This window comes from Arthrobacter humicola (genome assembly GCF_039531445.1).
In the GTDB taxonomy this organism is placed as follows: domain Bacteria; phylum Actinomycetota; class Actinomycetes; order Actinomycetales; family Micrococcaceae; genus Arthrobacter; species Arthrobacter humicola.
Window position 1 is genome coordinate 31,895 of the sequence record NZ_BAAAQB010000037.1, and the last position, 21,372, is coordinate 53,266.

Annotated in this window: 21 protein-coding genes; 8 read left to right on the forward strand and 13 right to left on the reverse strand. The window is 67.6% G+C overall.

What is annotated here, in order from left to right; all coding sequences use genetic code 11:
* Positions 1-383: 383 nt before the first annotated feature.
* Both ABD243_RS13225 and ABD243_RS13230 read left to right on the forward strand, forming a co-directional pair.
* Complete coding sequence (locus tag ABD243_RS13225; protein ID WP_237563243.1) at positions 384-779, forward strand: hypothetical protein; 396 nt, start codon at positions 384-386, stop codon at positions 777-779.
* A 239-nt stretch (positions 780-1,018) separates the two neighbouring features.
* Positions 1,019-1,900 carry a hypothetical protein gene (locus ABD243_RS13230; protein ID WP_344366512.1) on the forward strand — a complete coding sequence of 294 codons (882 nt, stop codon included), beginning with the start codon at positions 1,019-1,021 and terminating at the stop codon, positions 1,898-1,900.
* Positions 1,901-1,966: 66 nt separating this feature from the next.
* Here the strand turns inward: ABD243_RS13230 and ABD243_RS13235 are convergent, their stop codons facing one another.
* Together ABD243_RS13235 and ABD243_RS13240 are read right to left on the reverse strand one after the other, a co-directional pair.
* A complete protein-coding gene (locus ABD243_RS13235) occupies positions 1,967-2,662 on the reverse strand; it encodes a redox-sensing transcriptional repressor Rex (RefSeq protein ID WP_116765279.1) in 696 nt (231 codons plus the stop codon).
* A gap of 73 nt (positions 2,663-2,735) precedes the next feature.
* Positions 2,736-3,008, reverse strand: a complete 273-nt coding sequence (locus ABD243_RS13240; protein WP_344366517.1) for a glutaredoxin family protein — start codon at positions 3,006-3,008, stop codon at positions 2,736-2,738.
* A gap of 160 nt (positions 3,009-3,168) precedes the next feature.
* Here ABD243_RS13240 and ABD243_RS13245 point away from each other — a divergent pair, with 160 nt between their 5' ends.
* A complete protein-coding gene (locus ABD243_RS13245) occupies positions 3,169-3,987 on the forward strand; it encodes an HAD family hydrolase (protein ID WP_344366519.1) in 819 nt (272 codons plus the stop codon).
* 194 nt (positions 3,988-4,181) lie between these two features.
* Here ABD243_RS13245 and ABD243_RS13250 read toward each other — a convergent pair whose 3' ends face one another.
* The 4 genes from ABD243_RS13250 to ABD243_RS13265 form a co-directional block, all read right to left on the reverse strand.
* A complete protein-coding gene (locus ABD243_RS13250) occupies positions 4,182-4,280 on the reverse strand; it encodes a 30S ribosomal protein bS22 (protein ID WP_003792170.1) in 99 nt (32 codons plus the stop codon).
* A 205-nt stretch (positions 4,281-4,485) separates the two neighbouring features.
* Positions 4,486-4,707, reverse strand: a complete 222-nt coding sequence (locus ABD243_RS13255; protein WP_116765282.1) for a helix-turn-helix domain-containing protein — start codon at positions 4,705-4,707, stop codon at positions 4,486-4,488.
* 211 nt (positions 4,708-4,918) lie between these two features.
* Positions 4,919-6,061: a 3-deoxy-7-phosphoheptulonate synthase gene (locus ABD243_RS13260; RefSeq protein ID WP_344366524.1), complete on the reverse strand. Its 1,143-nt coding sequence runs from the start codon at positions 6,059-6,061 to the stop codon at positions 4,919-4,921.
* 363 nt (positions 6,062-6,424) lie between these two features.
* The gene (locus tag ABD243_RS13265) at positions 6,425-7,015 is read right to left on the reverse strand and encodes a TetR/AcrR family transcriptional regulator (RefSeq protein ID WP_344366526.1); all 591 of its coding nucleotides are present in this window, start codon (positions 7,013-7,015) and stop codon (positions 6,425-6,427) included.
* Between the two features lie 109 nt (positions 7,016-7,124).
* Here ABD243_RS13265 and ABD243_RS13270 point away from each other — a divergent pair, with 109 nt between their 5' ends.
* The 3 genes from ABD243_RS13270 (at position 7,125) to ABD243_RS13280 (ending at position 12,410) form a co-directional block, all read left to right on the forward strand.
* Positions 7,125-8,411 carry an MFS transporter gene (locus tag ABD243_RS13270; protein WP_344366529.1) on the forward strand — a complete coding sequence of 429 codons (1,287 nt, stop codon included), beginning with the start codon at positions 7,125-7,127 and terminating at the stop codon, positions 8,409-8,411.
* On the forward strand, positions 8,412-10,910 hold the full coding sequence (locus tag ABD243_RS13275; RefSeq protein WP_344366533.1) for a beta-glucosidase family protein: 2,499 nt from the start codon (positions 8,412-8,414) through the stop codon (positions 10,908-10,910).
* Between the two features lie 153 nt (positions 10,911-11,063).
* Positions 11,064-12,410, forward strand: a complete 1,347-nt coding sequence (locus ABD243_RS13280; protein WP_344366536.1) for an alpha-hydroxy acid oxidase — start codon at positions 11,064-11,066, stop codon at positions 12,408-12,410.
* 84 nt (positions 12,411-12,494) lie between these two features.
* On the opposite strand, the gene ABD243_RS13285 is transcribed toward ABD243_RS13280, so the two are convergent.
* Together ABD243_RS13285 and ABD243_RS13290 are read right to left on the reverse strand one after the other, a co-directional pair.
* The gene (locus tag ABD243_RS13285; protein WP_344366539.1) at positions 12,495-13,073 is read right to left on the reverse strand and encodes an ArsR/SmtB family transcription factor; all 579 of its coding nucleotides are present in this window, start codon (positions 13,071-13,073) and stop codon (positions 12,495-12,497) included.
* Positions 13,074-13,154: 81 nt separating this feature from the next.
* The gene (locus tag ABD243_RS13290; RefSeq protein ID WP_344366542.1) at positions 13,155-14,378 is read right to left on the reverse strand and encodes an acetoin utilization protein AcuC; all 1,224 of its coding nucleotides are present in this window, start codon (positions 14,376-14,378) and stop codon (positions 13,155-13,157) included.
* A gap of 118 nt (positions 14,379-14,496) precedes the next feature.
* Between ABD243_RS13290 and ABD243_RS13295 the strand changes: the two genes are divergently transcribed.
* Together ABD243_RS13295 and ABD243_RS13300 are read left to right on the forward strand one after the other, a co-directional pair.
* Complete coding sequence (locus ABD243_RS13295) at positions 14,497-15,930, forward strand: TrkH family potassium uptake protein (RefSeq protein ID WP_344366545.1); 1,434 nt, start codon at positions 14,497-14,499, stop codon at positions 15,928-15,930.
* 40 nt (positions 15,931-15,970) lie between these two features.
* A complete protein-coding gene (locus ABD243_RS13300; protein ID WP_202615744.1) occupies positions 15,971-16,609 on the forward strand; it encodes a potassium channel family protein in 639 nt (212 codons plus the stop codon).
* 2 nt (positions 16,610-16,611) lie between these two features.
* Here the strand turns inward: ABD243_RS13300 and proC are convergent, their stop codons facing one another.
* The 5 genes from proC to ABD243_RS13325 form a co-directional block, all read right to left on the reverse strand.
* The gene (gene proC / locus ABD243_RS13305) at positions 16,612-17,445 is read right to left on the reverse strand and encodes a pyrroline-5-carboxylate reductase (protein WP_344366550.1); all 834 of its coding nucleotides are present in this window, start codon (positions 17,443-17,445) and stop codon (positions 16,612-16,614) included.
* Positions 17,446-17,902: 457 nt separating this feature from the next.
* Entirely contained in the window at positions 17,903-19,228 is a 1,326-nt protein-coding gene (locus tag ABD243_RS13310; RefSeq protein WP_344366553.1) for an RNA polymerase sigma factor, read from the reverse strand.
* Between the two features lie 21 nt (positions 19,229-19,249).
* On the reverse strand, positions 19,250-19,591 hold the full coding sequence (locus tag ABD243_RS13315; protein WP_116765357.1) for a YciI family protein: 342 nt from the start codon (positions 19,589-19,591) through the stop codon (positions 19,250-19,252).
* Positions 19,592-19,728: 137 nt separating this feature from the next.
* A complete protein-coding gene (locus ABD243_RS13320) occupies positions 19,729-20,733 on the reverse strand; it encodes a Ppx/GppA phosphatase family protein (protein ID WP_116765292.1) in 1,005 nt (334 codons plus the stop codon).
* Positions 20,734-20,817: 84 nt separating this feature from the next.
* Complete coding sequence (locus ABD243_RS13325; RefSeq protein WP_344366559.1) at positions 20,818-21,291, reverse strand: SseB family protein; 474 nt, start codon at positions 21,289-21,291, stop codon at positions 20,818-20,820.
* Between the last annotated feature and the right edge of the window lie 81 nt (positions 21,292-21,372).

A 21,372-nucleotide genomic window follows, 5' to 3' on the forward strand; every position in this document is an offset into this window, starting at 1 on the left:
CAGGGAATCGCCGGTCTACAGTGAGAGCCATGAGCAACCCGAGTGATGTACCGCCGCAGCAGCCAGGCGCCCATCCCCCGCCGCCGCAGCAGCCAGGCGCCCATCCCCCGCCGCCGCCGGGCAGTGTCCCGCCGGCCGGCCCGGAGCAGCCGCCGGGCTACCAGGCACCGCCGCCGGGTTATCAGGCGCCCCCGCCGGGCTACCAGGCACCGCCGCCGGGCTATGAGGCACCTCCACCCGGCTACCAGGCACCGCCGCCGGGCTACCAGGGGCAGCCGGCGCCTACGGGCGGATTCCGCTTCGAGATGCCTGCGGACCGCCCGAGAAGCTTTAGCGATGCATTGCCCGCGGGCGGCCTGTCCGGCATGTTCAAGGTCACCGCAATGCCCACAGAGCTGAAGGTCTCGTACTGGATCTGGCTCATCGGCGGGCTTCTGGGCATCCTCGGCGGAATCATTGGTTTGTTCGGGTCCTTTGTCATCATCGCCTTTGCGCCGCCCCTCGGGCTCCTGGTGTTCGTCCTGGTGTTGGTGGCCCTCGTGCTGGCGACCGCCCAGATCATCCTGGCCATGAAGATGAAGGAGGGCCGGGAGTGGGCCCGCTTCGCCCTGACAGTCCTTGTTGGCATCTCCTTGGTGCTGGCCATCGTTAGTGCCGGTGTCGCTGCCGGTCGGGGCGGTGGAGGCCTGCCGGGCTTCTTCATCAGCCTGGCGGCAACCGTGCTCATGTGGCTGCCAAATTCACAGGCTTGGTTTGTCGCCCATCGGGGCCGAATCTAGGCCTGCCGCGCCCCGGGATTCCCTCTGATGGCAGTGGCGTGCGCGCGGCCCGACCGCCCGTCCCGCTTGCCGTCCAGCCGCGGCACAGCCGGGGGTCGAACGAGGGTTGAGAATACCTCTTCGGAATGATCCGCACGGCGGCCGGCCCGCGGTACGGTGGAGCTAAACCATGCTGGGGGCAGGGCAGGATCGCTGGTCCCGGTGGCCGATTCCGTGATCGACTCGCAAAGGACCGCTTCATGAGCAACCCTCCAGTCCAGCCTTCACCTCCCAACGGCTCCGAGCCGGGAGGGGAGTCCAACCCTGCCAACGGTCAGAACGCGCCGCAGACCCCGCAGTACGGCCAGCAGACGCCCCCGGCCTACGGCCAAAACGCCCCGCAGACTCCGCAGTACGGCCAGCAGACGCCCCCGGCCTACGGCCAAAACGCCCCGCAGACTCCGCAGTACGGCCAGAACGCACCGCAGTACGGCCAGCAGACGCCCCCGGCCTACGGCCAAAACGCCCCGCAGGCTCCGCAGTACGGCCAAAACGCACCGCAGTATGGCCAGCAGACCCCGCCGGCCTACGGCCAAAACGCACCGCAGTATGGCCAGAACGCCCCGCAGTACGGCCAGGCCCCCTACGCCCAGTACCCGTCCGAGCAGCCTCAGGCTGCTGGCCCCGCTCCCCAGCTCGTCAACACCTCGTTCTGGCTGATCATCGCGGCAGGCGCGGTGTGGGTGATTTCCATGCTGCTGTCCTTGGGCACCCTGGACAGCCCCGCCGTTCGGGACCTGTTCGAGCAGCAGATGGCAACAAGCGGCACGAAGGTCGATTTCGAGTCCCTCAAAGGTGTCCTGATCGGCACCATCGTGGTGATCGCCGTGATCACCGCCGGGCTGTACGCCCTCGTGGCGTTCAATGTCCGCAAGGGCAAGAATTGGGCCCGTATTTTGGGCACGGTGTTTGCTGCGCTGTCGATCCTCAACCTCTTCCCGTTCAGCCTCGCCACCTTGGCCGCGCTGCTCGGCATTGCGGCCATCGTGCTGCTGTACCTGCCCGCGGCGTCGCCCTATTTCCAGAAGCGGCAACCCTTTGCCAACCCCTACGGGCGTCCCGGCGCGCCCTTCGGGAAGTAGCTGAACCAAGGACTCCCCAACAGGGAAGTGCCCAACGGGCGCGGGAGCCGGAGGACCTGGCCGAACCTAGTCGGCGTCCTCCGGGTCCTGCGCCCGTTGTGCGTGATAGGCCAGGATCTGCAGTTCAGTTGCCATGTCGACCTTGCGGAGGTTGACCCCCGGCGGGACCTGCAGCATCACCGGGGCGAAGCTGAGGATGCTCCGCACACCGGCGGCAATCACGCGGTCGCAGACATCCTGGGCCACCGCGGCGGGCAGGGCAAGGACCACCATGTTGGCGCCCGTCCGTTGCAATACCGGCTCAAGGTCCGCGGCGTCGCTGACGCGCAGCCAGCCGACTTCGCTACCCACCACCATCTGGTCGGCGTCGAAAATTGCCACGATGTCAAAGCCCCGCGACTCGAATCCGCCGTATCGGGCCAAGGCCTTGCCCAGGTTGCCCGCACCGACGATTGCGACCTTCCAGTCATGCGTCAGCCCGAGGGCGGCCGCGATGTGCCGGTTGAGGTACTGGACCTCGTACCCCACGCCCCGCGTTCCGTAGGAGCCAACATAGGAAAGGTCCTTGCGCAGCGTCGAGGAACTAACCCCGGAGGCCTCGGCCAGGGACTCGGACGAGACCCGGTCCACCCCTTCAGCCAGCAGAGTGGTCAGGGCGCGCAGATAAATGGTCAGCCGCGCCACGGCCGCGGGCGGAATCTGTTTGGCGGCAGTCCCGGCTCCCCCGGGAACAGCCTCGGGAGATGAATCCAGCGAAGTCACTATCTGCTCCATTGCGTCGCGTTGTGCTTCCCACTCTAGAGCCCGCGCGCATCACGCAACAAAGCACCAGGCGTCAGGGCTGTTGTCCGAGGGCCCGCTGAAGGGTCCGTGTCAGGCGGGCCTCGTCGATCTTCCAGAAATCCCGCTGCACGCCGTCCACCAGCACCACCGGGATCTCCTCGGCGAATCGGTCGCGCAGCCCGGCGTCGTCGTCCACGGATTGCTCCGTCCAACCGATCCCGAGGGCAGCAGTGACGCGGCCGACGGCGGCGCGCGCCTCCGTGCACAGGTGACAGTTAGCTTTGGTGATCAGTACTACATCGGGGAAAGACGCGGGTGTGGCCATGGATCCACCGTAGCCCGGCGGGCGCGTCGGCGTCGACGCGCTGCACTCCCCTCATGGGGACAACACCGGCGGCGGCGCTTGGGGGGCCGTCATGCAGCCCTGCCGCCGCGTCGCGCGCCCGGCGGGCGGTCCGGGGCCGGTCATTGACTAGACTCGTGGCATGCCCGAGGAGAAAAACGTCGCTGTGGCCAGCGAGCCCGCTGCAACGCCGCAGCACGGCGAGGCCGCGTTCTTCGACGTCGACAACACCCTCATGAAGGGCGCAAGCCTTTTCCACGTGGCACGCAAACTGCACCAGCGCGGCGCTTTCACCCTGTGGCAGGCTGCCGGCTTCGCCTGGAAGCAGTTCATGTTCATCCTGCGCGGCGAAAACATGGACGATGTCCATGCCGTCCGGGATTCCGCCCTGTCCCTCGCCGCCGGCATCACGGCGAAGGATATCGAGGCCCTGGGCGAAGAGGTCTATGACGAGATGATCGAGTCGCGGATCTGGCCGGGGGCCAAAGCCCTGGCCGAGCAGCACCTCCGGGTCGGGCGCAAGGTTTGGCTCATCACGGCGACACCGGTCGAGGTGGCGAACGTTATTGCCAGCCGGCTGGGCCTGACCGGGGCGCTGGGCACTGTGGGCGAGATCCTGGACGGCTCCTACACCGGACAGCTCGTGGGCGAAATCCTCCATGGCCCGGCCAAGGCGGTGGCGGTCCGCGAAATCGCCGAGGACCAGGGCCTGGACCTTGGCCGCTGCTGGGCCTACAGCGATTCCCACAACGACATCCCGCTCCTGAGCATGGTGGGACACCCCGTCGCCATCAATCCCGACTCCAAGCTGCGCCGTTACGCCCGCGAGCACAACTGGCCGGTCTACGATTTCCGCTCCGGCCGGCGCGCTGCCACTCTGGGGTTCAAGGCCGCCACGGTGGGCGGGGCCATCTACGGCCTCTGGCGGGGGTTCTCCCGCTTCCGCGGCCCCGGCCGCTAAGCTCCGGACCTTTCCGCCGCGGTTCCGGTCGCGCGCGGCGCGGATCCGGCCCGCCGTCGTCCGGTCCCGTAGCCTGCGCCCGGTTCCCCAGCCCGTGCCCGTTTCCGGCGCAAAATCCCTGCCCGCCCGCACAAGGGCAAGAAAATGCCCGCCACCTGGAAGGCAACGGGCATTTCATGCAGTGCGAAGTATTGCTACTTCTTATTGCGACGCTGGTGGCGCGTCTTGCGAAGCAGCTTGCGGTGCTTCTTCTTGGCCATACGCTTGCGACGCTTCTTAATAACTGAACCCACGAAAGTTCCTTACCGGCTAGATGCAGTACCTGCCTGTTGGGAAGGGTCCGCGGGCTAAGCAGCAGACTGAAACAACTGACAGGTTCTTACAATGACGTAAAACGTTCCTTAACAGGGTACCGCCTCTCCGGGGCACCCCACGACCGCGGGCCGTATGCGGGCCCCAAAGCAGTCAATTCACGCTGAGAAAGATGTTGCGGACTGTTTAACCAGTCCCGGCGTGGCCGTCGCTCGAGTCGACGACAGCACCCTTGAGGTACTGCTCGACGGCGTTCTCCGGTACGCGGTAGGAGCGGCCGAAGCGAACGGCCGGCATCTCCCCCGAATGCACCAGACGGTACACAGTCATCTTTGATACCCGCATGAGTTCCGCGACCTCAGCCACGGTCAAAAAACGGGCTTTGGAGAAGTTGGCCTCCGTAGACATTTCCCTTATTCCTTTGCTCAAGCGAACGGCAGCCCCACCTGATGCCATGGCGGTGTGCCGATGCTGAGCCATCAAACAACCATGTGAAAGCAACTGTAGTTGCTCATGGTGCCAATGTGAAAGGCTTCCGCAGGAATACCCACGCACTTTCCGCAGGAATCTCGAAATGCTGGCCGCGCCGGCACCCCGTTCCCTGGTCCGGGTTGCGGCCTCAGGCGCGGGTCCGGCGCGTGCGGGCCGAGGCCGCCAGTTGGCCGAGCACCGACGCCGTTACGTCCCAGTCCATGCAGGCGTCCGTGACGCTCTGGCCGTAGACCAGTTCGTCCCGCCCCGAGCCTGGTTCTGCGGCTGTGCCTGCGGCGTTGGCCGAGGCGTTGACGTCCAGGTTCTGTGCCCCGCCCACCAGGAAGCTCTCCAGCATGACGCCGGCGATGGCCCCGGCAGCGGCTCCGGCGCTTTCCAGCTGGGATCCGATTTCGAGGGCGACCTCGGCCTGGCGGTGGTGGTTCTTGCCGCTGTTGGCGTGGCTGGCGTCCACGATCAGCCGGGGGTTCAATTGCTTCGCGGCCAGCTTGGCCGAAGTGGCCTCAACGTCGGCGGCGGAGTAGTTGGGTCCCTTGCGTCCGCCGCGGAGGATGATGTGGGTGTCCGGATTGCCGGCGGTGGCCACGAGCGCGGCCCTGCCGTCGTCGTCGATCCCGAGGAACGCCTGGGCGGCCGCGGCGGCGCTGCAGGCGTCCAGCGCCACCTGGAGGTCGCCGTCGGTCCCGTTCTTGAACCCGATCGGCATGGACAGCCCGGAGGCCAGCTGGCGGTGGATCTGGCTCTCCGTGGTGCGGGCGCCGATCGCGCCCCAGGAGACGAGGTCCGCGACGTACTGCGGGCTGATGGGCTCGAGGAACTCGGTGGCCGTGGGCAGGCCGAGCGCGGTGACCTGCCGCAGGAATGACCGGGCCGCGCGCAGGCCTGCGGCGATGTCGTGGCTGCCGTCCAGCCGGGGGTCGTTGATCAGGCCTTTCCAGCCGACCGTGGTGCGCGGCTTTTCGAAGTACGTGCGCATGACGATCAGCAGGTCTTCACGGTGCTTCTCTGCCTGGCTCACCAGCCGGCGGGCGTATTCGAGGCCGGCCTTGGGGTCGTGAATGGAGCACGGACCCACGATTACCAGCAGCCGGTCATCGACGCCGTCCATGATGGCTCGGACCTCGTCGCGGCTTCGTCCCACCACCTCGGCCATGCGGGCCTCCAGCGGCAGTTCCGCCATGAGGTCCTGCGGGGTGGGCAGCGGGGTGAACTCGCTGACGCGCAGGTTCGAGGTGGATTGCTGGGTGTCGGCGGCTGCTTCGATGCTCATGTTCGGGTCCTGTTCCGGGTGCGGAGCGGGCCCTGATCAGAACCCGCCGGAGAAATGGCGAAGGGCAGAGAATGATCTCTGCCCTGTTGGCTCTGAAGGAAAGTTGGATGCGTGTCAGTTAGACGCGGGCCCCTCCAGAGCCAACGAAAAATACGCATACCAACGGTTAGTCATAGCGTCGACCATAGCCCCGGAGCCGAGGAAGGGGCAAACGCCGGGCGTAACATTTCGCCGGCACCGCCGCCACCCAGCCGGCGGGCCACCCCAGCTCCCCGGCCGCCCCACGTCGTCGAGACGGCAGATCACGGCGCTATCTGGCGGGTCGATGCTGCCGCAAAGTGTCATCTCGGGGCGGGCACGGGGTCAGGCCGCCGGCGGGGCCAGCAGGACGTCGACAAGCTGGGTCAAGCCGTCCGCCATGTCCACGTCCTTGTCGTAGAGCCACTGCAGCTGCAGGCCGTCAAACGCTGCGATCACCAACCTGGCCAGGATGTCCGGCGCAACGTCCGTCCGCACCGAACCCGCACCCTGGCGGTGCGCGATGTCCTGCCGCAATTCCTCGACCAGCTGCGCGTACCTGTCCTGGAAATAGCCGTGGGAATCATGTCCGGGGTCGTTGGCGGTCGCCGACGCCACGGCGTACAGAGTAGTGAGGCCCGGTTCGCGGCGGTTTCGCTCGGCAACGACGGCGAGGGAAGACAGCCCCACGTCCCCCGTCCCCCCGGCTTCCCGGCTGCGCCGGTCCCGTTCGGCCAGCACGGCCGTCAGGAGTTCCTGTTTGCCAGTGAAGTAGTGGAAAAGTGTTGCCTCTTTCACGCCGACGAGTTCGGCGACGCGCTTCAGGGCAGTGCCCTCAAAGCCTTCTGTGGCGAACACATCGGTCGCTGTCCGAACGATCTGCTCGCGGCGTTCCGCTCCTTTGGCGTAGGGCCCGCGCGGCTTCGAGATTGACATTGACACAGTTTATTTCACCTTTTTGTCTTAAAACCTAGTCGCACTCGGTTTTTATGGTTACGATCATTCCCAGGGCCCAACGGAGGGCCACTTTTCGTCAGGAGGCAATGTGGCCGTCAGGACCATCAACCAGGATTCAGCGGCTCAGGCCGCCCATCAGGCTCCCAGCAGCCTGGAACCGTCAATCAGCAAGGCTTCCCGCGCCTACGTGATCGGGATGCCGATCGCGAGCGCCGGTCTGTGGATGGCGGTGCTGGCGCCGGCCATCGTTGTTCTGGCCATCAAGGTTTCCGAAATCACCACGCCGGACACGCGCGCCGGTGCGCTGAGCCTTGTCGCCGGCGTCGGCGCCGTCGTCGCCCTTCTCGCCAATCCGTTCTTCGGCCGGCTGAGTGACCGCACGACGTCCCGCTTCGGAATGCGCAAGCCGTGGATCATCGGCGGGGCGCTGACCGGGCTTGTTGCGCTTTTCTTTTTGGGTTCGGCCACCACTGTCCCGGGGGTCCTGGTCGCGTGGATCTTTGCCCAGCTAGGCTTCAACGCGGCACTCGCGGCGCTGGTGGCCACCCTTCCGGACCAGGCCGCCCCGTCGGAACGCGGCCGCCTGTCCGGGCTCATCGGCATGACCCTGTCCGTCGGGCTTGTGGCCGCGGCGTTCTTCGCGCAGCTCTTCGACAATGCCCTGCAGATGGCCGTTGTTCCCGGCGTCGTGGGGACCGCCCTGGCCATCGGCTTCGCTTTCACTTTCAAGGACCGCGTCCTCACCGAGAAGCCCGCTCCGCTGAACCTCAAGGAGATCTTGGGTTCGTTCTACTTCAACCCCCGCACCTACCCTGGCCTGGGCTGGGCCTGGCTGACCAAGTTCATGGTCTATGTGGGCTACTGCGCGGCCCTGCTCTATCTGCCGTACTTCTTCACCGACCAGCTCCACGTAGCCCCGACCCAGGTCACCACCCTGGTCTTCCAGGCAACGCTGATCAGTTCCGCCGGCACGGTGCTCACCAGCGTGGCCGGCGGTTGGCTCAGCGACAGGATCGGCAAGCGCAAGGGCATGGTGATCGCCTCGGCCCTCATCATCATGGTGGGCCTGATCGTCATCGCCACCTCCAGCACCACCGACCAGGTCCTGGTGGGCCAGGCCATCGCCGGACTGGGCCTGGGTTGCTTCGGCGCCGTGGACGTCGCCCTCATCGCCGACCTCCTGCCGGGGACCCAGTCTGAAAACGCCAAGACCTTCGGAGTGTTCAACATTGCCCAGGCGCTTCCCCAGTCCCTGGTGCCCGCCGTCGCCTTCCCCGTGATCGCCTTGGGCGGATACCCCGCACTGTTCCTCGGCGGCGCCGTCGTCGGCATCATCGGCGCGATCCTCGTCACACGCATCAAAGGAGTCAAGTAAATGAACCCCTCGCTATCCCCTGCCGTCCTGGCCCTCTCCCCGGATTCGCCGGATGCGGAGGCCCGGATCCGCGAGCTCGCTGCCGGTCTGAGCCTGGAGCAGCAGATACAGCTGCTGACCGGAGCGGATGTGTGGTCCACGCACGCCATCCCCGAAATCGGGCTCAGCCGCGTCGTGATGTCCGACGGCCCCGCCGGCGTCCGCGGCGAGGACTTCGATGAGCGCCACGACTCCGTCTCGTTGCCCTCGTCCTCCGCCCTGTCCGCGACGTGGAGCGTTGAAACCGCCCGCCGCTACGGTCAGGTACTCGGGCAGGAGGCCCGGCGCAAGGGCGTCCACGCCGTCCTCGGCCCCACTATCAACCTCCACCGCTCGCCGCTGGGCGGTCGGCACTTCGAATGCATGAGCGAAGATCCCCGCCTCACCGCGACGCTGGCCGCCGGGTACGTCTCCGGCGTGCAGTCCATGGGCGTGGGCGCCACCCCGAAGCACTACCTCGCCAACGAGGCCGAGACGGAGCGTTTCACATCGGATTCCGTCGTGGCCGAGCGCCCGCTCCGCGAGCTCTACCTCGCCGCCTTCGAAGACGCCATCACCGAAGCCCGCGCCTGGCTCGTGATGAGCTCGTACAACTCCATCAACGGCACCACGGCCAGCGAAAACAAACTCCTCGAGACGCCGCTCGCCACGGAATGGGGCTTCGACGGCGTCGTTGTGTCTGACTGGACCGGGGTCCGGTCCGTGGAGGCTGCCAATGCGCACCAGGACCTGGAAATGCCGGGACCTGTGGGTCACTGGGGCCCGAAGCTGCTGGCGGCCGTGAACGACGGCCGGGTCAGCCGGGACGCCATCCTGGAAAAGGTCACCCGCATCTTGCGGCTTGCCGCCCGCGTGGGTTCCCTCGAGGGATTCACGCCGGCCGTGACGGACCTGCCTGCACAGTTGAACGGCGCCGCCGTCGCCCGTGAAGTGGCTGTCCGTGGCGCGGTACTGGTCCGTAACGAGGGCGGAATCCTGCCGCTGGACGCCGCGAAGCTGGGCAGCGTGGCAGTGATCGGCCACAACGCCGAGGAGGCGCGCACGCAGGGCGGGGGCAGCGCCACCGTCATGCCCAAATACACCGTCTCGCCGCTGGAGGGACTGCGAAAGGCGCTGCCCGACGGCGTCGACGTCACCTATGCCCGCGGCGCCAAGGTGGCGGAAGGCCTTCAGGCGTTCCCGCGCACCTCGCTTCACAACCCGGTATCAGGTGTGCCCGGAATCCGGGTCACGTTCCTCACAGCGGACGGAACAGAGATCTCGGGCGAAGACCGCCTTGCCTCACATCTGATCTGGTTCGGCGTGGGCATTCCCGACGGCACCGCAGCCATCCGGATGCAGGCCGACTGGACCGCGGAAACGGCCGGTATCCACCACCTCGGCGTCGGGACCGTCGGTCAGATCCGGCTCGCCCTCGACGGGGATGAAGTGTTCAACGGTGAGCTCGAGGACGACACCGACGTCCTTGGCGCCGCCTTGTTCGACCCGCCCAAGACCGTCCACGCCCTTGAGGCCGCGGCCGGCCGGAGGGTCCGGATCGACGCCGAATACCAGCTGCCGAAGCAGCAGGTCATCCCGTTCACGGCCATCCTGCTGGGCGAGGAAACCGTGGTCACGGATCCCCAGGCGGAGATCGACGCTGCCGTGGACGCCGCACGGGACGCCGACGTCGCGGTGGTGGTGGTTGGAACCAACGCGGCGATCGAATCCGAGGGTTTCGACCGCAAGGACCTTGACCTGCCCGGCCGGCAGAACCAGCTCGTGGAAGCCGTAGCCGCGGCCAACCCGCGCACGGTAGTTGTGGTCAACTCCGGTTCGCCGGTACTCATGCCCTGGCTGGACAAGGTTGACGCGGTCCTGCTGGGCTGGTTCGGCGGCCAGGAGTTCGGCACCGCAGTCGCCGATATCCTGCTCGGCGCCGAGGAGCCCGGCGGCCGGCTGCCCACCACCTGGCCTGCGGCTTTGGCGGACGTTCCGGTGCTCGCCACCCGCCCCGTCGACGGCAAGGTGGTGTATTCCGAGGGGATCCACATCGGCTACCGCGCGTGGCTCCGGCAGCAGGCCAACGGCGGAGCTGCGCCGGCCCTGCCGTTCGGATTCGGCCTCGGGTACACCACGTTCGACGTCGGCAGCCCGCACACTCCGGCATCCGTTCCCGCCAACCAGGACGTGGTGGTGCACGTGCCGGTCCGGAACACGGGCACGCGCATCGGCCGGGAAATCGTCCAGGTCTATCTGGACCGCGCCGACTCCGCCGTGGAGCGGCCGGTCCGCTGGCTGGCCGGCTACGCCGGAACACACCTCGCGCCCGGCGGAACGGAGAGCGTTGAAGTCCGGATCCCGGCCAAGGCGTTCGGTCACTACGACGGCGGCTGGCAGTTTGAGCCCGGAACCTTCCGGCTACTGGTAGGCCGCCACTCGGCCGATGATTTCCAGACCCTGGACATCGAACTGCGCTAAGGCCTTTCGGCCCGCCCGAGGCTTGGCGAAGGAGCAGTTGGCGGCAGTGCCCATTACCGGCGCTGCCGCCAACCGCGTCCCTTGTCACCACCGGCCACCCCCTAGAGTGTGAAAGGACCCCAACACGAGCATCCGACCGCTTTGGAGGAAGCCATGACGCAGACCTTCCCGCCCGAGAACCCAGAGGCCCCCACAACGCCGAGCGCGACGGCGCCGGACATCCAGGCGCCCGGCGCCCGTGCATTCGGGCAGGCCGGCCCCGGGGCCGTTCCGGCGGCGCTGAGGCGCCGCGTGCCCAAGTACGCCGACCTCGCGCCCCTGATGCAGTTCAAGAAGCCGGAGTTCGGCCGGGCCGCCCGGCTGCGCCGCGCGAGCACCATCTGGGACCTGCGCGACATCGCCAAGCGCCGCACACCCCAGGCGCCGTTCGACTACACCGACGGCGCCGCAGAAGCCGAAATCACCCTCCGGCGCGCCCGCCAGGCCTTCCTGGACATCGAATTCCGTCCCGGCATCCTGCGCGACGTCTCCAGCATCGACCTCAGCACCGAGATCCTGGGCGGCCCGTCCCGGCTGCCGGTGGGCATCGCGCCCACGGGATTCACCCGGATGATGCAGTCCGAAGGCGAATACGCCGGCTCCCGGGCCGCCGAAGCCGCCGGCATCCCGTACACCCTCTCCACCATGGGCACGGCGTCCATCGAGGACGTCGCCGCCGCCGCACCGGCCGGCCGCAACTGGTTCCAGCTCTACCTCTGGACGGACCGGGACCGGTCCCTGGAACTGATCCAACGCGCCGCAGCCGCCGGCAACGACACCCTCATGGTCACGGTGGACACCGCCGTCGCCGGCGCCCGCCTCCGGGACGTCCGCAACGGCATGACCATCCCGCCCGCACTGACGCTCAAGACCGTCCTGGACGCCTCCTACCGGCCCGCATGGTGGTTCAACTTCCTCACCCACGAGCCCCTGACCTTCGCCTCGCTCTCCCGCTACACGGGCACCGTCGCGGACCTGATCAACTCCATGTTCGACCCCACCCTGACCTTCGCCGACCTCGACTGGCTCCGCGAGACCTGGAAGGGCAAACTCGTGGTCAAGGGCATCCAGACAGCAGAGGACGCCCGCAAAGTGGTGGACCACGGCGCGGACGGGATCGTGCTCTCCAACCACGGCGGCCGCCAGCTGGACCGGGCACCGATCCCCTTCCACCTGCTCCCCGAGGTGTCCGCCGCCCTGAAGGCGGACCGAAGCGACGCCGCGATCATCCTGGACACCGGCATCATGAGCGGCGCGGACATCATCGCCGCGCTCGCCCTGGGCGCCGACTTCACCCTGATCGGCCGCGCCTACCTCTACGGACTCATGGCCGGCGGCCGGGCCGGCGTCGACCGCGCCCTCCAGATCCTGGAGAAGGACATGCAACGCACCATGGCCCTGCTGGGCGTCAGCCGCATCGCGGACCTCACCCCGGACCACGTGCGGATCCTCCGGGGCTAAGTCCGCAGCCTAGATGGCATTTCGCGGCAGAGTTGGCGCCGGGCACTGGCGCGAACCGCCAACACAAGACGGGAGGCCGGAGGGCTACTTCTTGCGGCCGAACTTGGGCAGGTTGGCGAGGAGGTCCGCGGCCTTGGTGGCGGCGCGGCCCACGGTCCGCCCGATCTGCTGGGGCATCTTATCCTCGCCGGCGGTTCCCACCGGGATAACGACGGCGGGGCTCAGCGGGCTGCCGGCAGGGCGGCCGGCCAGTGCCGCAGCCGGCTGCGCGCCAGCCTGCGCTGCGGCAGGTAGCGGCTGCGGGGCGGCCGCGGCTGCCAGGCTGTCCGGCACCGCTGCGGGGCTGGTTTGGGGGCTGGATTCGGGGTGGCGGGCCGGTGCCGTGTCCGGGGCCGCTGCTGGGACGACGTCGAAGGTCTGCAGCCAGTTGGCAACGCCGGCAAGGGGCTTCGGGTTGAGCGCGTAGTAGCGCTTCTGGCCCTGGGCGCGCATGCTCACCAGGTCCGCTTCCCGGAGGACCTTGAGATGTTTTGAAATGGTGGGCTGGCTTGCATCAAGCTCCTGGACCAATTCCCCCACTGCCTTATCCCCCTTGCGGAGGGCCACCAGAATGTCACGCCTGGTTGCCTCAGCAATGACGGCAAATACGTCGTCTGTCACCATGTCCTCCACACTAGCGACATATACGCCAGATGGCATCCACAAATTGGCGGGCTGCCGCCTGGCCTGATCCGCGGCGCGGAGCTAGTCGAACCAGGGGTCCAATCCATGCAGGGGAAACACCTCTTTGCGGGTGGCCATGATGGTGCGGTCCACCGCGTCGTTGGGGTCGAACCCCACTTCCCAGGACCGCCACCAGACGTCGACGTCGTCGCCCATCAGTTCAGGGGGCTCGACGCCGAACTTGGCCCCGTACTTGTCCCTGACGTAGCGGCGCCAGTCCTCCGGAACCGGGGTGCGCAGGGGGACAGGCCGGCCGGCGGCGATGGCGATGAGGTGGCTCCAGGAGCGCGGCACCACGCTGACGACGTTGTAGCCGCCGCCGCCCGTGGAAATCCAGCGGTTGTCGCAGTAGCGCGCGGCGAGATTGCCGATCGCTGTGGCGGCCTCACGCTGGCCGTCCACGCTGATGTTCAGATGGGTAAGCGGGTCAAGCCGGTGCGAGTCGCACCCGTGCTGGCTCACGATGACTTCCGGTTCGAACGCGCCGATGAGTTGCGGCACGACGGCGTGGAAGGCCCGCAGCCAGCCGGCGTCGCCGGTGCCCGCCGGGAGGGCCACGTTCGCGGCGCTGCCCTGCGCCCCCGGGCCGCCGATCTCATTGGCAAACCCGGTGCCCGGGAAGAGAGTCAGCCCGGACTCGTGCAGCGAAATCGTCAGGACGCGCGGATCGTCCCAGAAAATGCTCTGCGTACCGTCGCCGTGATGGGCGTCGACGTCGACGTAGGCGACGCGCCGGATGCCGCCGTCAAGCAGTCGCTGGATCGCGAGGGCGGCGTCGTTGTAGATGCAAAAACCGCTTGCGCGGTCCCGGGAGGCGTGGTGCATTCCGCCGCCGAAGTTCACGGCCCGCACCGCACTGCCGTCCAGGACGGCGGCGGCCGCCAGCAGGGAGCCGCCGGCCAGCCGGGCGCTGGCCTCGTGCATGCCGGCAAAGGCGGGGTCGTCCTCGGTTCCGAGGCCCCTGGCTTCATCGGGAGTGTCCGGATCTTCGCTCACGCGCCGCACGGCGGCTACGAACTCGGGGCTGTGGACCGCGCGCAGTTCCTCGTCGGCGGCGACTTCCGGGGCAGCTACCGTTACATGCTCCAGATCCAGCAGTCCCAGGCTGCCGGCCAGCTTCGCCGTGAGCTCCATGCGCTCGGGCGCCATCGGGTGGCTGTGGCCAAAGTTGTAGGCGGTCATGGCAGGAGCCCACACCACCGTCGTTGGCAGCGCGGCCTGAGAGAGTCCGGGCAGGAATGTCATCACTCACAGGCTACCCGAGCGTCCCCCTGCTTCCCGCGTGCGCAGGCGTGCTCCCCCCGTCATGACGCGGACTTTAGTGGTTTACTACTGAGGGAAGCAGTTTCAACCAAGGAAAAACATGACGCAAAGCCAGTCGAGGTCTACGCGCACGGCCAGCTGGCAGCCAGGCATGCCGGAGCGGGACGGCCTGTGGATCTTCACACGCCTGCGCGACTTCATTGACAGCATCGCGAACAGCTCGCCGGCCCGCCTGGCCCTCACGGTGTTCGGCATCGTCATCGTGGTTTTCACCACGCTGCTTTCGCTGCCTATCGCTTCCGCCACCGGACAGGTCACACCGCTGCACGAGGCCCTCTTCACGGCCGTGTCCGCCGTCTGCGTCACAGGCCTGACCGTGGTCTCCACGGCCGCGTATTGGTCCTTCTTCGGTCAGCTCGTGATTCTGGTCGGCATTTTCGTGGGCGGCCTGGGCACCCTCACTCTCGCCTCGCTGCTGGCGCTCATGGTCAGCAAGAAACTCGGTGTCCGCGGCAAGCTGATTGCCCAGGAGGCCATGAACAACGCCGGCCGGCTCGGCGAGGTCGGTACCCTGCTCCGGATCGTGATCGTGACGTCAGTCGTGATCGAGGGCGCACTGGCGCTGGCCCTGGTCCCCCGCTTCCTGATCCTCGGGGAGAGTTTCCCGCAGGCCCTCTGGCACGGCGTCTTCTACGCAATTTCGTCGTTCAACAACGCCGGCTTCACTCCGCATTCGGACGGAATCGTCCCCTACGAAACCGATCTCTGGATCCTCATCCCGCTCATGCTCGGTGTGTTCCTGGGCAGCCTGGGCTTCCCCGTGGTCATGGTGCTGCAGCAGAACGGGCTGCGGTGGAAGAAATGGAACCTGCACACCAAGCTGACCATCCAGGTGTCCTTCATCCTCTTCGCCGCCGGGGCGCTCCTCTGGGGGCTCCTGGAATGGGACAACCTGCGCACCATCGGGGGCATGGACCTCGGCGACAAGATCACGCATTCGCTGTTTGCCTCCGTCATGCTGCGTTCAGGCGGCTTCAACCTTGTGGACCAGAACAACATGGAATCCACCACCATGCTGGTCTCTGATGCCCTCATGTTCGCCGGCGGCGGCTCGGCATCCACGGCCGGCGGCATCAAGGTCACCACCATCGCGGTGATGTTCCTGGCGATCGCCGCCGAGGCCCGCGGCGATGCCGATGTCAAGATCTACGGCCGGACCATCCCGGAGGGCACCATGCGCGTGGCCATCTCGGTGATCGTCGCCGGCGCCACCCTCGTCTCGGTCTCGGCCCTGCTGCTCCTGCACATCAGCGGCGCTTCCCTGGACCGGGTCCTGTTTGAAACCATTTCCGCCTTCGCCACGGTGGGCTTGAGCACCAATCTCAGTGCCGAATTACCGCCGTCGGGGGTTTACGTCCTCACTGTGCTCATGTTTGCCGGGCGCGTCGGGACGGTCACCCTCGCCGCCGCCCTGGCCCTGCGCCAGCGCAGCCAGCTGTACCACTACCCGGAAGAGAGACCGATCATTGGCTAGTTCCTCAGGCGCCGTCAACCGCCCCGCCCACAATGCCCCCGTGCTGGTGATCGGGCTTGGCCGCTTTGGCGCATCCACCGCAGAGCAGCTGGTGAAGCAGGGCCGGGAGGTGCTTGCCATCGAGCGCGACCGCACCCTGGTCCAGAAGTGGGCTGGCGTCCTGACGCACGTGGTGGAAGCCGACGCCACCAACATCGACGCCCTCCGCCAGCTCGGAGCCCAGGAATTCAGTTCCGCCGTGGTGGGCGTGGGCACCTCGATCGAATCCTCCGTGCTGATCACGGTGAACCTCGTGGACCTCGGGATCGAACACCTCTGGGTCAAGGCGATCACGCCCTCGCACGGCAAGATCCTGACCCGGATCGGCGCCAACCACGTCATCTACCCGGAAGCCGACGCCGGCGTCCGCGCCGCGCACCTGGTCTCGGGCCGCATGCTGGACTTCATCGAGTTCGACGACGACTTCGCCATCGTCAAGATGTACCCGCCGCGCGAAACCGTGGGCTTCACGCTCGACGAGTCCAAGGTCCGGTCCAAGTACGGCGTCACGATTGTGGGCGTAAAGTCTCCGGGCGAGGATTTCACCTATGCGCGGCCCGAGACGAAGGTTTCCTCACGGGACATGCTCATTGTTTCGGGCCACGTGGACCTGCTGGAACGGTTCGCCGCGCGCCCCTGAGTTCAGCCGAGCTGGCGGGTGATTTCCGCCGAGCGGGCGGCGGCCGCGCGGGCGCCCTCGGCGATGATGGCCGGCAGGCCGCGCTCATCAAACGTCGCGATGGCCCGTTCCGTGGTGCCGTTCGGGCTGGTGACCGCCTTGCGCAGCGACGCGGGGTCCGCCCCGGGCTCGGCCAGCATGAAGCCGGCCCCCGCGACGGTCCCGCGGGCGAGCAGCAGCGACAGTTCCGGGTCCAGGCCCAGTTCGACGCCGGCCGCCGCCATGGCTTCCGCCAGGTAGAAGGCGTAGGCCGGCCCCGAGCCGCTGATCGCCGAGACGGCGTCCACCTGCTCTTCGGGAACCTCCACCACCGTGCCGGCGGCTGCGAGGATGTCTTTCGCGTGCTGGAGCTGCCCGGCCGAGCAGCTGCTTCCGGGGGTGACGGAGACCATGCCGCGGCCGAGCTTCGCCGGAGTGTTCGGCATGGTGCGGATGACGGGCTGGCCGGCCGGCAGCACGGCTTCGAGCTGCGCCAGGGAAACGGCGGCTGCGACGCTGATGACGATCGTGTCCGGAGAGAGGGAACCGCTGATTTCCCGTGCCAGGTCCGCGATGCCCGCCGGCTTGACGCCCAGGATCACGACGCCGGAGCCGGTGGCCGCCTGTTTGTTGTTTTCGGGCTCTTCTTCGCCGGCGATGGCCGTGATCCCGTGATGGCGCTCTGCGAGCCCGGCCGCGCGGTCAGCCCGGCGCACCGTCGCGACGATGTCGGCGGGATCGACGCCGCCGTCGATCAGGCCGCCCATGATTGCCTCGTTCATTGATCCACAGCCCAGGAATGCGATTCGGTTGCTCATGCTCCCATCATTGCAGTCCGGCCCGATTCCCAGCCAGCTCACACCTTGGCCGCAGTCAGCGCACAACTTCGGAGCCTAGCGTTGTCATTACCTCATTGAGGGTGCGAGTGATGCAGCAGGCATGCGGATGCCTGCGTGGCACCGATGGTCTGCGGCGGGTTTTCCCATTTTCCCGCAGTGGACCATCGGTGCCTTTTCCGTTTAAGCCGGCGCCCATTCCGACTGACTCCTGCGTCGGCACGCCACCGCAGCCGAACGACGGCGGATTGTCAGCGAACTCACAGGTGACTCCCGCCGTGCGCCCATCTGCGGCCACTACCGTGGAGCGTGCCTCAACAGGTGCGAGTGATGATAGCCGGTTCCACCGGAGCCGGCGGTGCGCCGGGTGTTTGCAGCAGATTTCCCCCAAGTCCTGCTCCAAGCGCCCGGCGCTACTCCGTTAAGCGAGCTGCGAGCTTCAAGGCACCTGCGAGTCCGGCCGCTCGCAGTCTCCGGCCCCGGCGAGCCAGCAGCTCCGGAGCTTCTCTTCCAGAAACCGGCGTTCCGCCGCGCTCCCGGCAAGCTCCAGCGCCCGCCGGTAGGCCCCGGCAGCCTCCGGAGCGCGGTCCAGGCGCACCAGGAAGTCGGCGCGGACGGCGTGGAAGAGGTAGTAATTGTCCAGTCCCAGGCTCTCAACCTCCGACAACCCGGCAGCGGGACCGTGCAGCTCCGCCACGACGACGGCGCGGTTGAGGGCCACGACCGGTCCGGGTGCGACGGCCAGGAGCAAGTCATACAACTGCAGGATCTGTGCCCAGTCGGTGCCGCGGGCGGTCGCGGCGTCGCTGTGGACGGCGTTGATCGCGGCCTGAAGCTGATAGGGCCCCGGCCGGTTCCGGCGCAGGCACTGACGCACCAGCTCCTGGCCCTCGGCGGCCAGCGCCCTGTCCCACCGCTGCCGGTCCTGTTCAGGCAGCAGCACGAGTCCGCCGTCGGGAGTAAACCGCGCGGCGCGGCGAGACTCGATGAGCAGCATCAGTGCCAGCAGTCCCCTCGCCTCCGGTTCGTCCGGCATGAGGGACGTCACCAGCCTGCCAAGCCGGATGGCCTCCCAACAGAGCTCCGTACGGCCGGGGCTGTCCGCGGGGCCGGCGCTGTAGCCTTCGTTGAAGATGAGGTAGACGACGGCGAGCACCGATTGCAGCCGCTCTGGCAGGTCGGCGCCCTGCGGGACGCGGTAGGGGATCTTGGCGTCGCGGATTTTCGCCTTGGCCCGGACCAGCCGCTGGGCCATGGTGCTCTCCGGAACGAGGAAGGCCCGGGCGATCTCCGGCGTCGTCAGTCCGCCCAGAAGCCGCAGCGTGAGCGCCACCTGGGCGGGCCTGGCCAGGGCCGGATGGCAGCAGGTGAAAATCAGCCGCAAAGTGTCGTCGTCCACGTCGTCGATTCCTGCCTGGTCCGCAAGGAGCTGCTCGTCCGCGGCCGGTGCTGATCCGTTCCCCGCCGGCGCCGCAGACAGGAAAGCGGCCTGTGCGTATTTGTCCTCGCGCGAGGACTCCCGCCGGAGCCGGTCGATGGCCCGGCGCCGTGCCGTGGTGATGATCCAGCCGGCCGGGCTGGGCGGGACGCCTGCCGAGGGCCAGTGCCGGACCGCCGCCGTGAAGGCATCCTGGACGGCGTCCTCGGCTATATCGATGTTCCCGAACGTGCGCGTCAGGACGGCTACTGCCCGGCCGTATTCGTTCCGGAAGACCCGGGCAATGTCCGCCTCGGTGGCACCGGCGCGGGGGCCATGACCGTTCACGGCAGCGTTCCCGTCCGGGGGCTAGTGCTGGAAGGGACGGACTTCAACGGGAAGGGTCGTGACGCCGGCCAGCTTCCGGGCCCAGCCGAGGGCCGCGTCCAGGTCCTGGGCTTCGATGACGGTGAAGCCGCCCAAGTGCTCTTTGCCTTCGGTGAACGGGCCGTCGGTGATAAGAATCTCGCCGTCACGGGGCCGGAGGACGGTGGCGGACTCCGCGGGGTGCAGTCCGGCGGCGAACACCCAGGCCCCGGCTGCCTGCATCTCACGGTTCAGGGCCGCCAGGTCCCGCATGATCGGTTCGAGGACCTCAGGTCCCGGGACCGGGCCGTCCGGCTGGTAAATGCTGAGCAGGTACTGCGACATTTCAGGTGCCTCCTTGTCGAATCCGCCGGCGGCGTGCCGGCCTCTCAGCAACTACACGAACGGAACCCCTGCGGATCGACACTTCCAATCGGCACTTCCAATCGAACCCGCAGGATTCGCAGCGGACACTGACCGGGTTAGGAAACCTTCTCCGGGGACTGGAGCTGCGCCGGCGGCCTCTGCGCCACATGCGGTGCGGGGTCGAGCGGCCCCTCGAACACCAGTTGGTCCAGGCGGCGGAGGATGAGTCCCTCGCGCAGCGCCCACGGGCAGATCTCCATGCTGGCGAACTCGAACATTTCCAAGGCGGCCTCCGCGACGAGCGCGCCGGCGAGGACCTGCGGCGCCCGGGCCTCGGAAACGCCGGGCAGGTGGAACCTGTCCCCGATCTCCATGGCCGAGACACGCTGCGCCCAAAGCCCCAGGTCCAGCGCCTGCAGCTCGCGCTTGACGTACGGCCCGGCGGCGCTGGGGGCGGCCCCTGCGATCCTGGCGAGGGACCGGAAGGTCTTGGACGTGCCCGCCACATGGTTGGGCCTGCCCAGTTTCTCGAATTTGCGCACGGCGGGCTTGAGCGTGGAGCGGATGTAGCGGCGCAGCTCCTTGATGCTTTTGGCCGAGGGCGGGTCTCCGGGGAGCCAGTCGCGCGTCAGCCGGCTGGCCCCGAGCGGCACGGACATCGCCAGCTCGGGGAGTTCGTCCTGTCCGAGGGCCATCTCGAAGGAGCCGCCGCCGATGTCCAGGTTCAGGATGGGCCCGGCGCCCCAGCCGTACCAGCGGCGGACGGCGAAGAACGTCATGGACGCCTCTTCGCTGCCGGTGAGTTCCCGGAGGGTGACCGTGGTTTCATGCTTGACGCGGGCCAGGACCTCCGCTCCGTTGGTGGCCTCGCGGATGGCCGAGGTGCAGAACGCGAGGAGGTCGTCGGCTTTGTGCTTGGCGGCGAATTCCCACGCTTCAAGGACGAACTCGACAAGCTCATGCTGGCCGGCGTCGTTGATGTTGCCGTCGCCGTCGAGGAACTGCACGAGGGACAACGGCCGTTTGTGTGAAGCGAAAGGGACCGGCCGTGCGCCGGGGTGTGCGTCGACCAGCAGGAGGTGGACGGTATTGGACCCGATATCGAGGACGCCTAGACGCATGTTGCCATTATTGCCCCCACTGAAGCGGCTGGTCTAACTGCGACGGCGGTATTCGCGAAGAATACCGCCGTCCGGGACGCTGGCTCAGGCGAGGTCCGTATCCTGCGCCGGGCGGTCCGCGGACCCGGCAGTACCGTCCGCGAACTCGTCGGAGGGCTTGAAGTCGCGGCGGATGTTGGCCACTCCCTCCGGATCGATTTCAAAGCCGTAGGCGGCCCCCGGGTTGATCACCATGCCGAGCTCGTCGCCGAGGTTGCCGATGATCGCGGCGCCCTGTGTGCCCAGGACGTTGGGAGCGGCCGCGAGATACTGCTCGGTGACGCGGCTCGGGTGCGAGAAGACGGCCAGAACCGGCTTGCCCGAGGAATTCGCGAGGACCAGGGGCTCCACCTGGGAGTCGGGACCCTCGAGGGCGTCGGAGCTGACCACGTAGACCTCGTTGTTGAGGAAGGCCAGGATCACGTCCACCGGGTTGGCGTCCGGCTGCTCCCCCCGGGCAAGCTGCTCTTCGAGCTCGTTCAGCGGCTGGTTGTCCAGGTGTGCGGGCTGTTCAGTCATGGTCCTACTCGATCACGTCCGCGCCCGCTCCGCAAACGCAGAATCGCCGGAAAGCTGCGGAGTCGCCGGAAAATTCCGGCG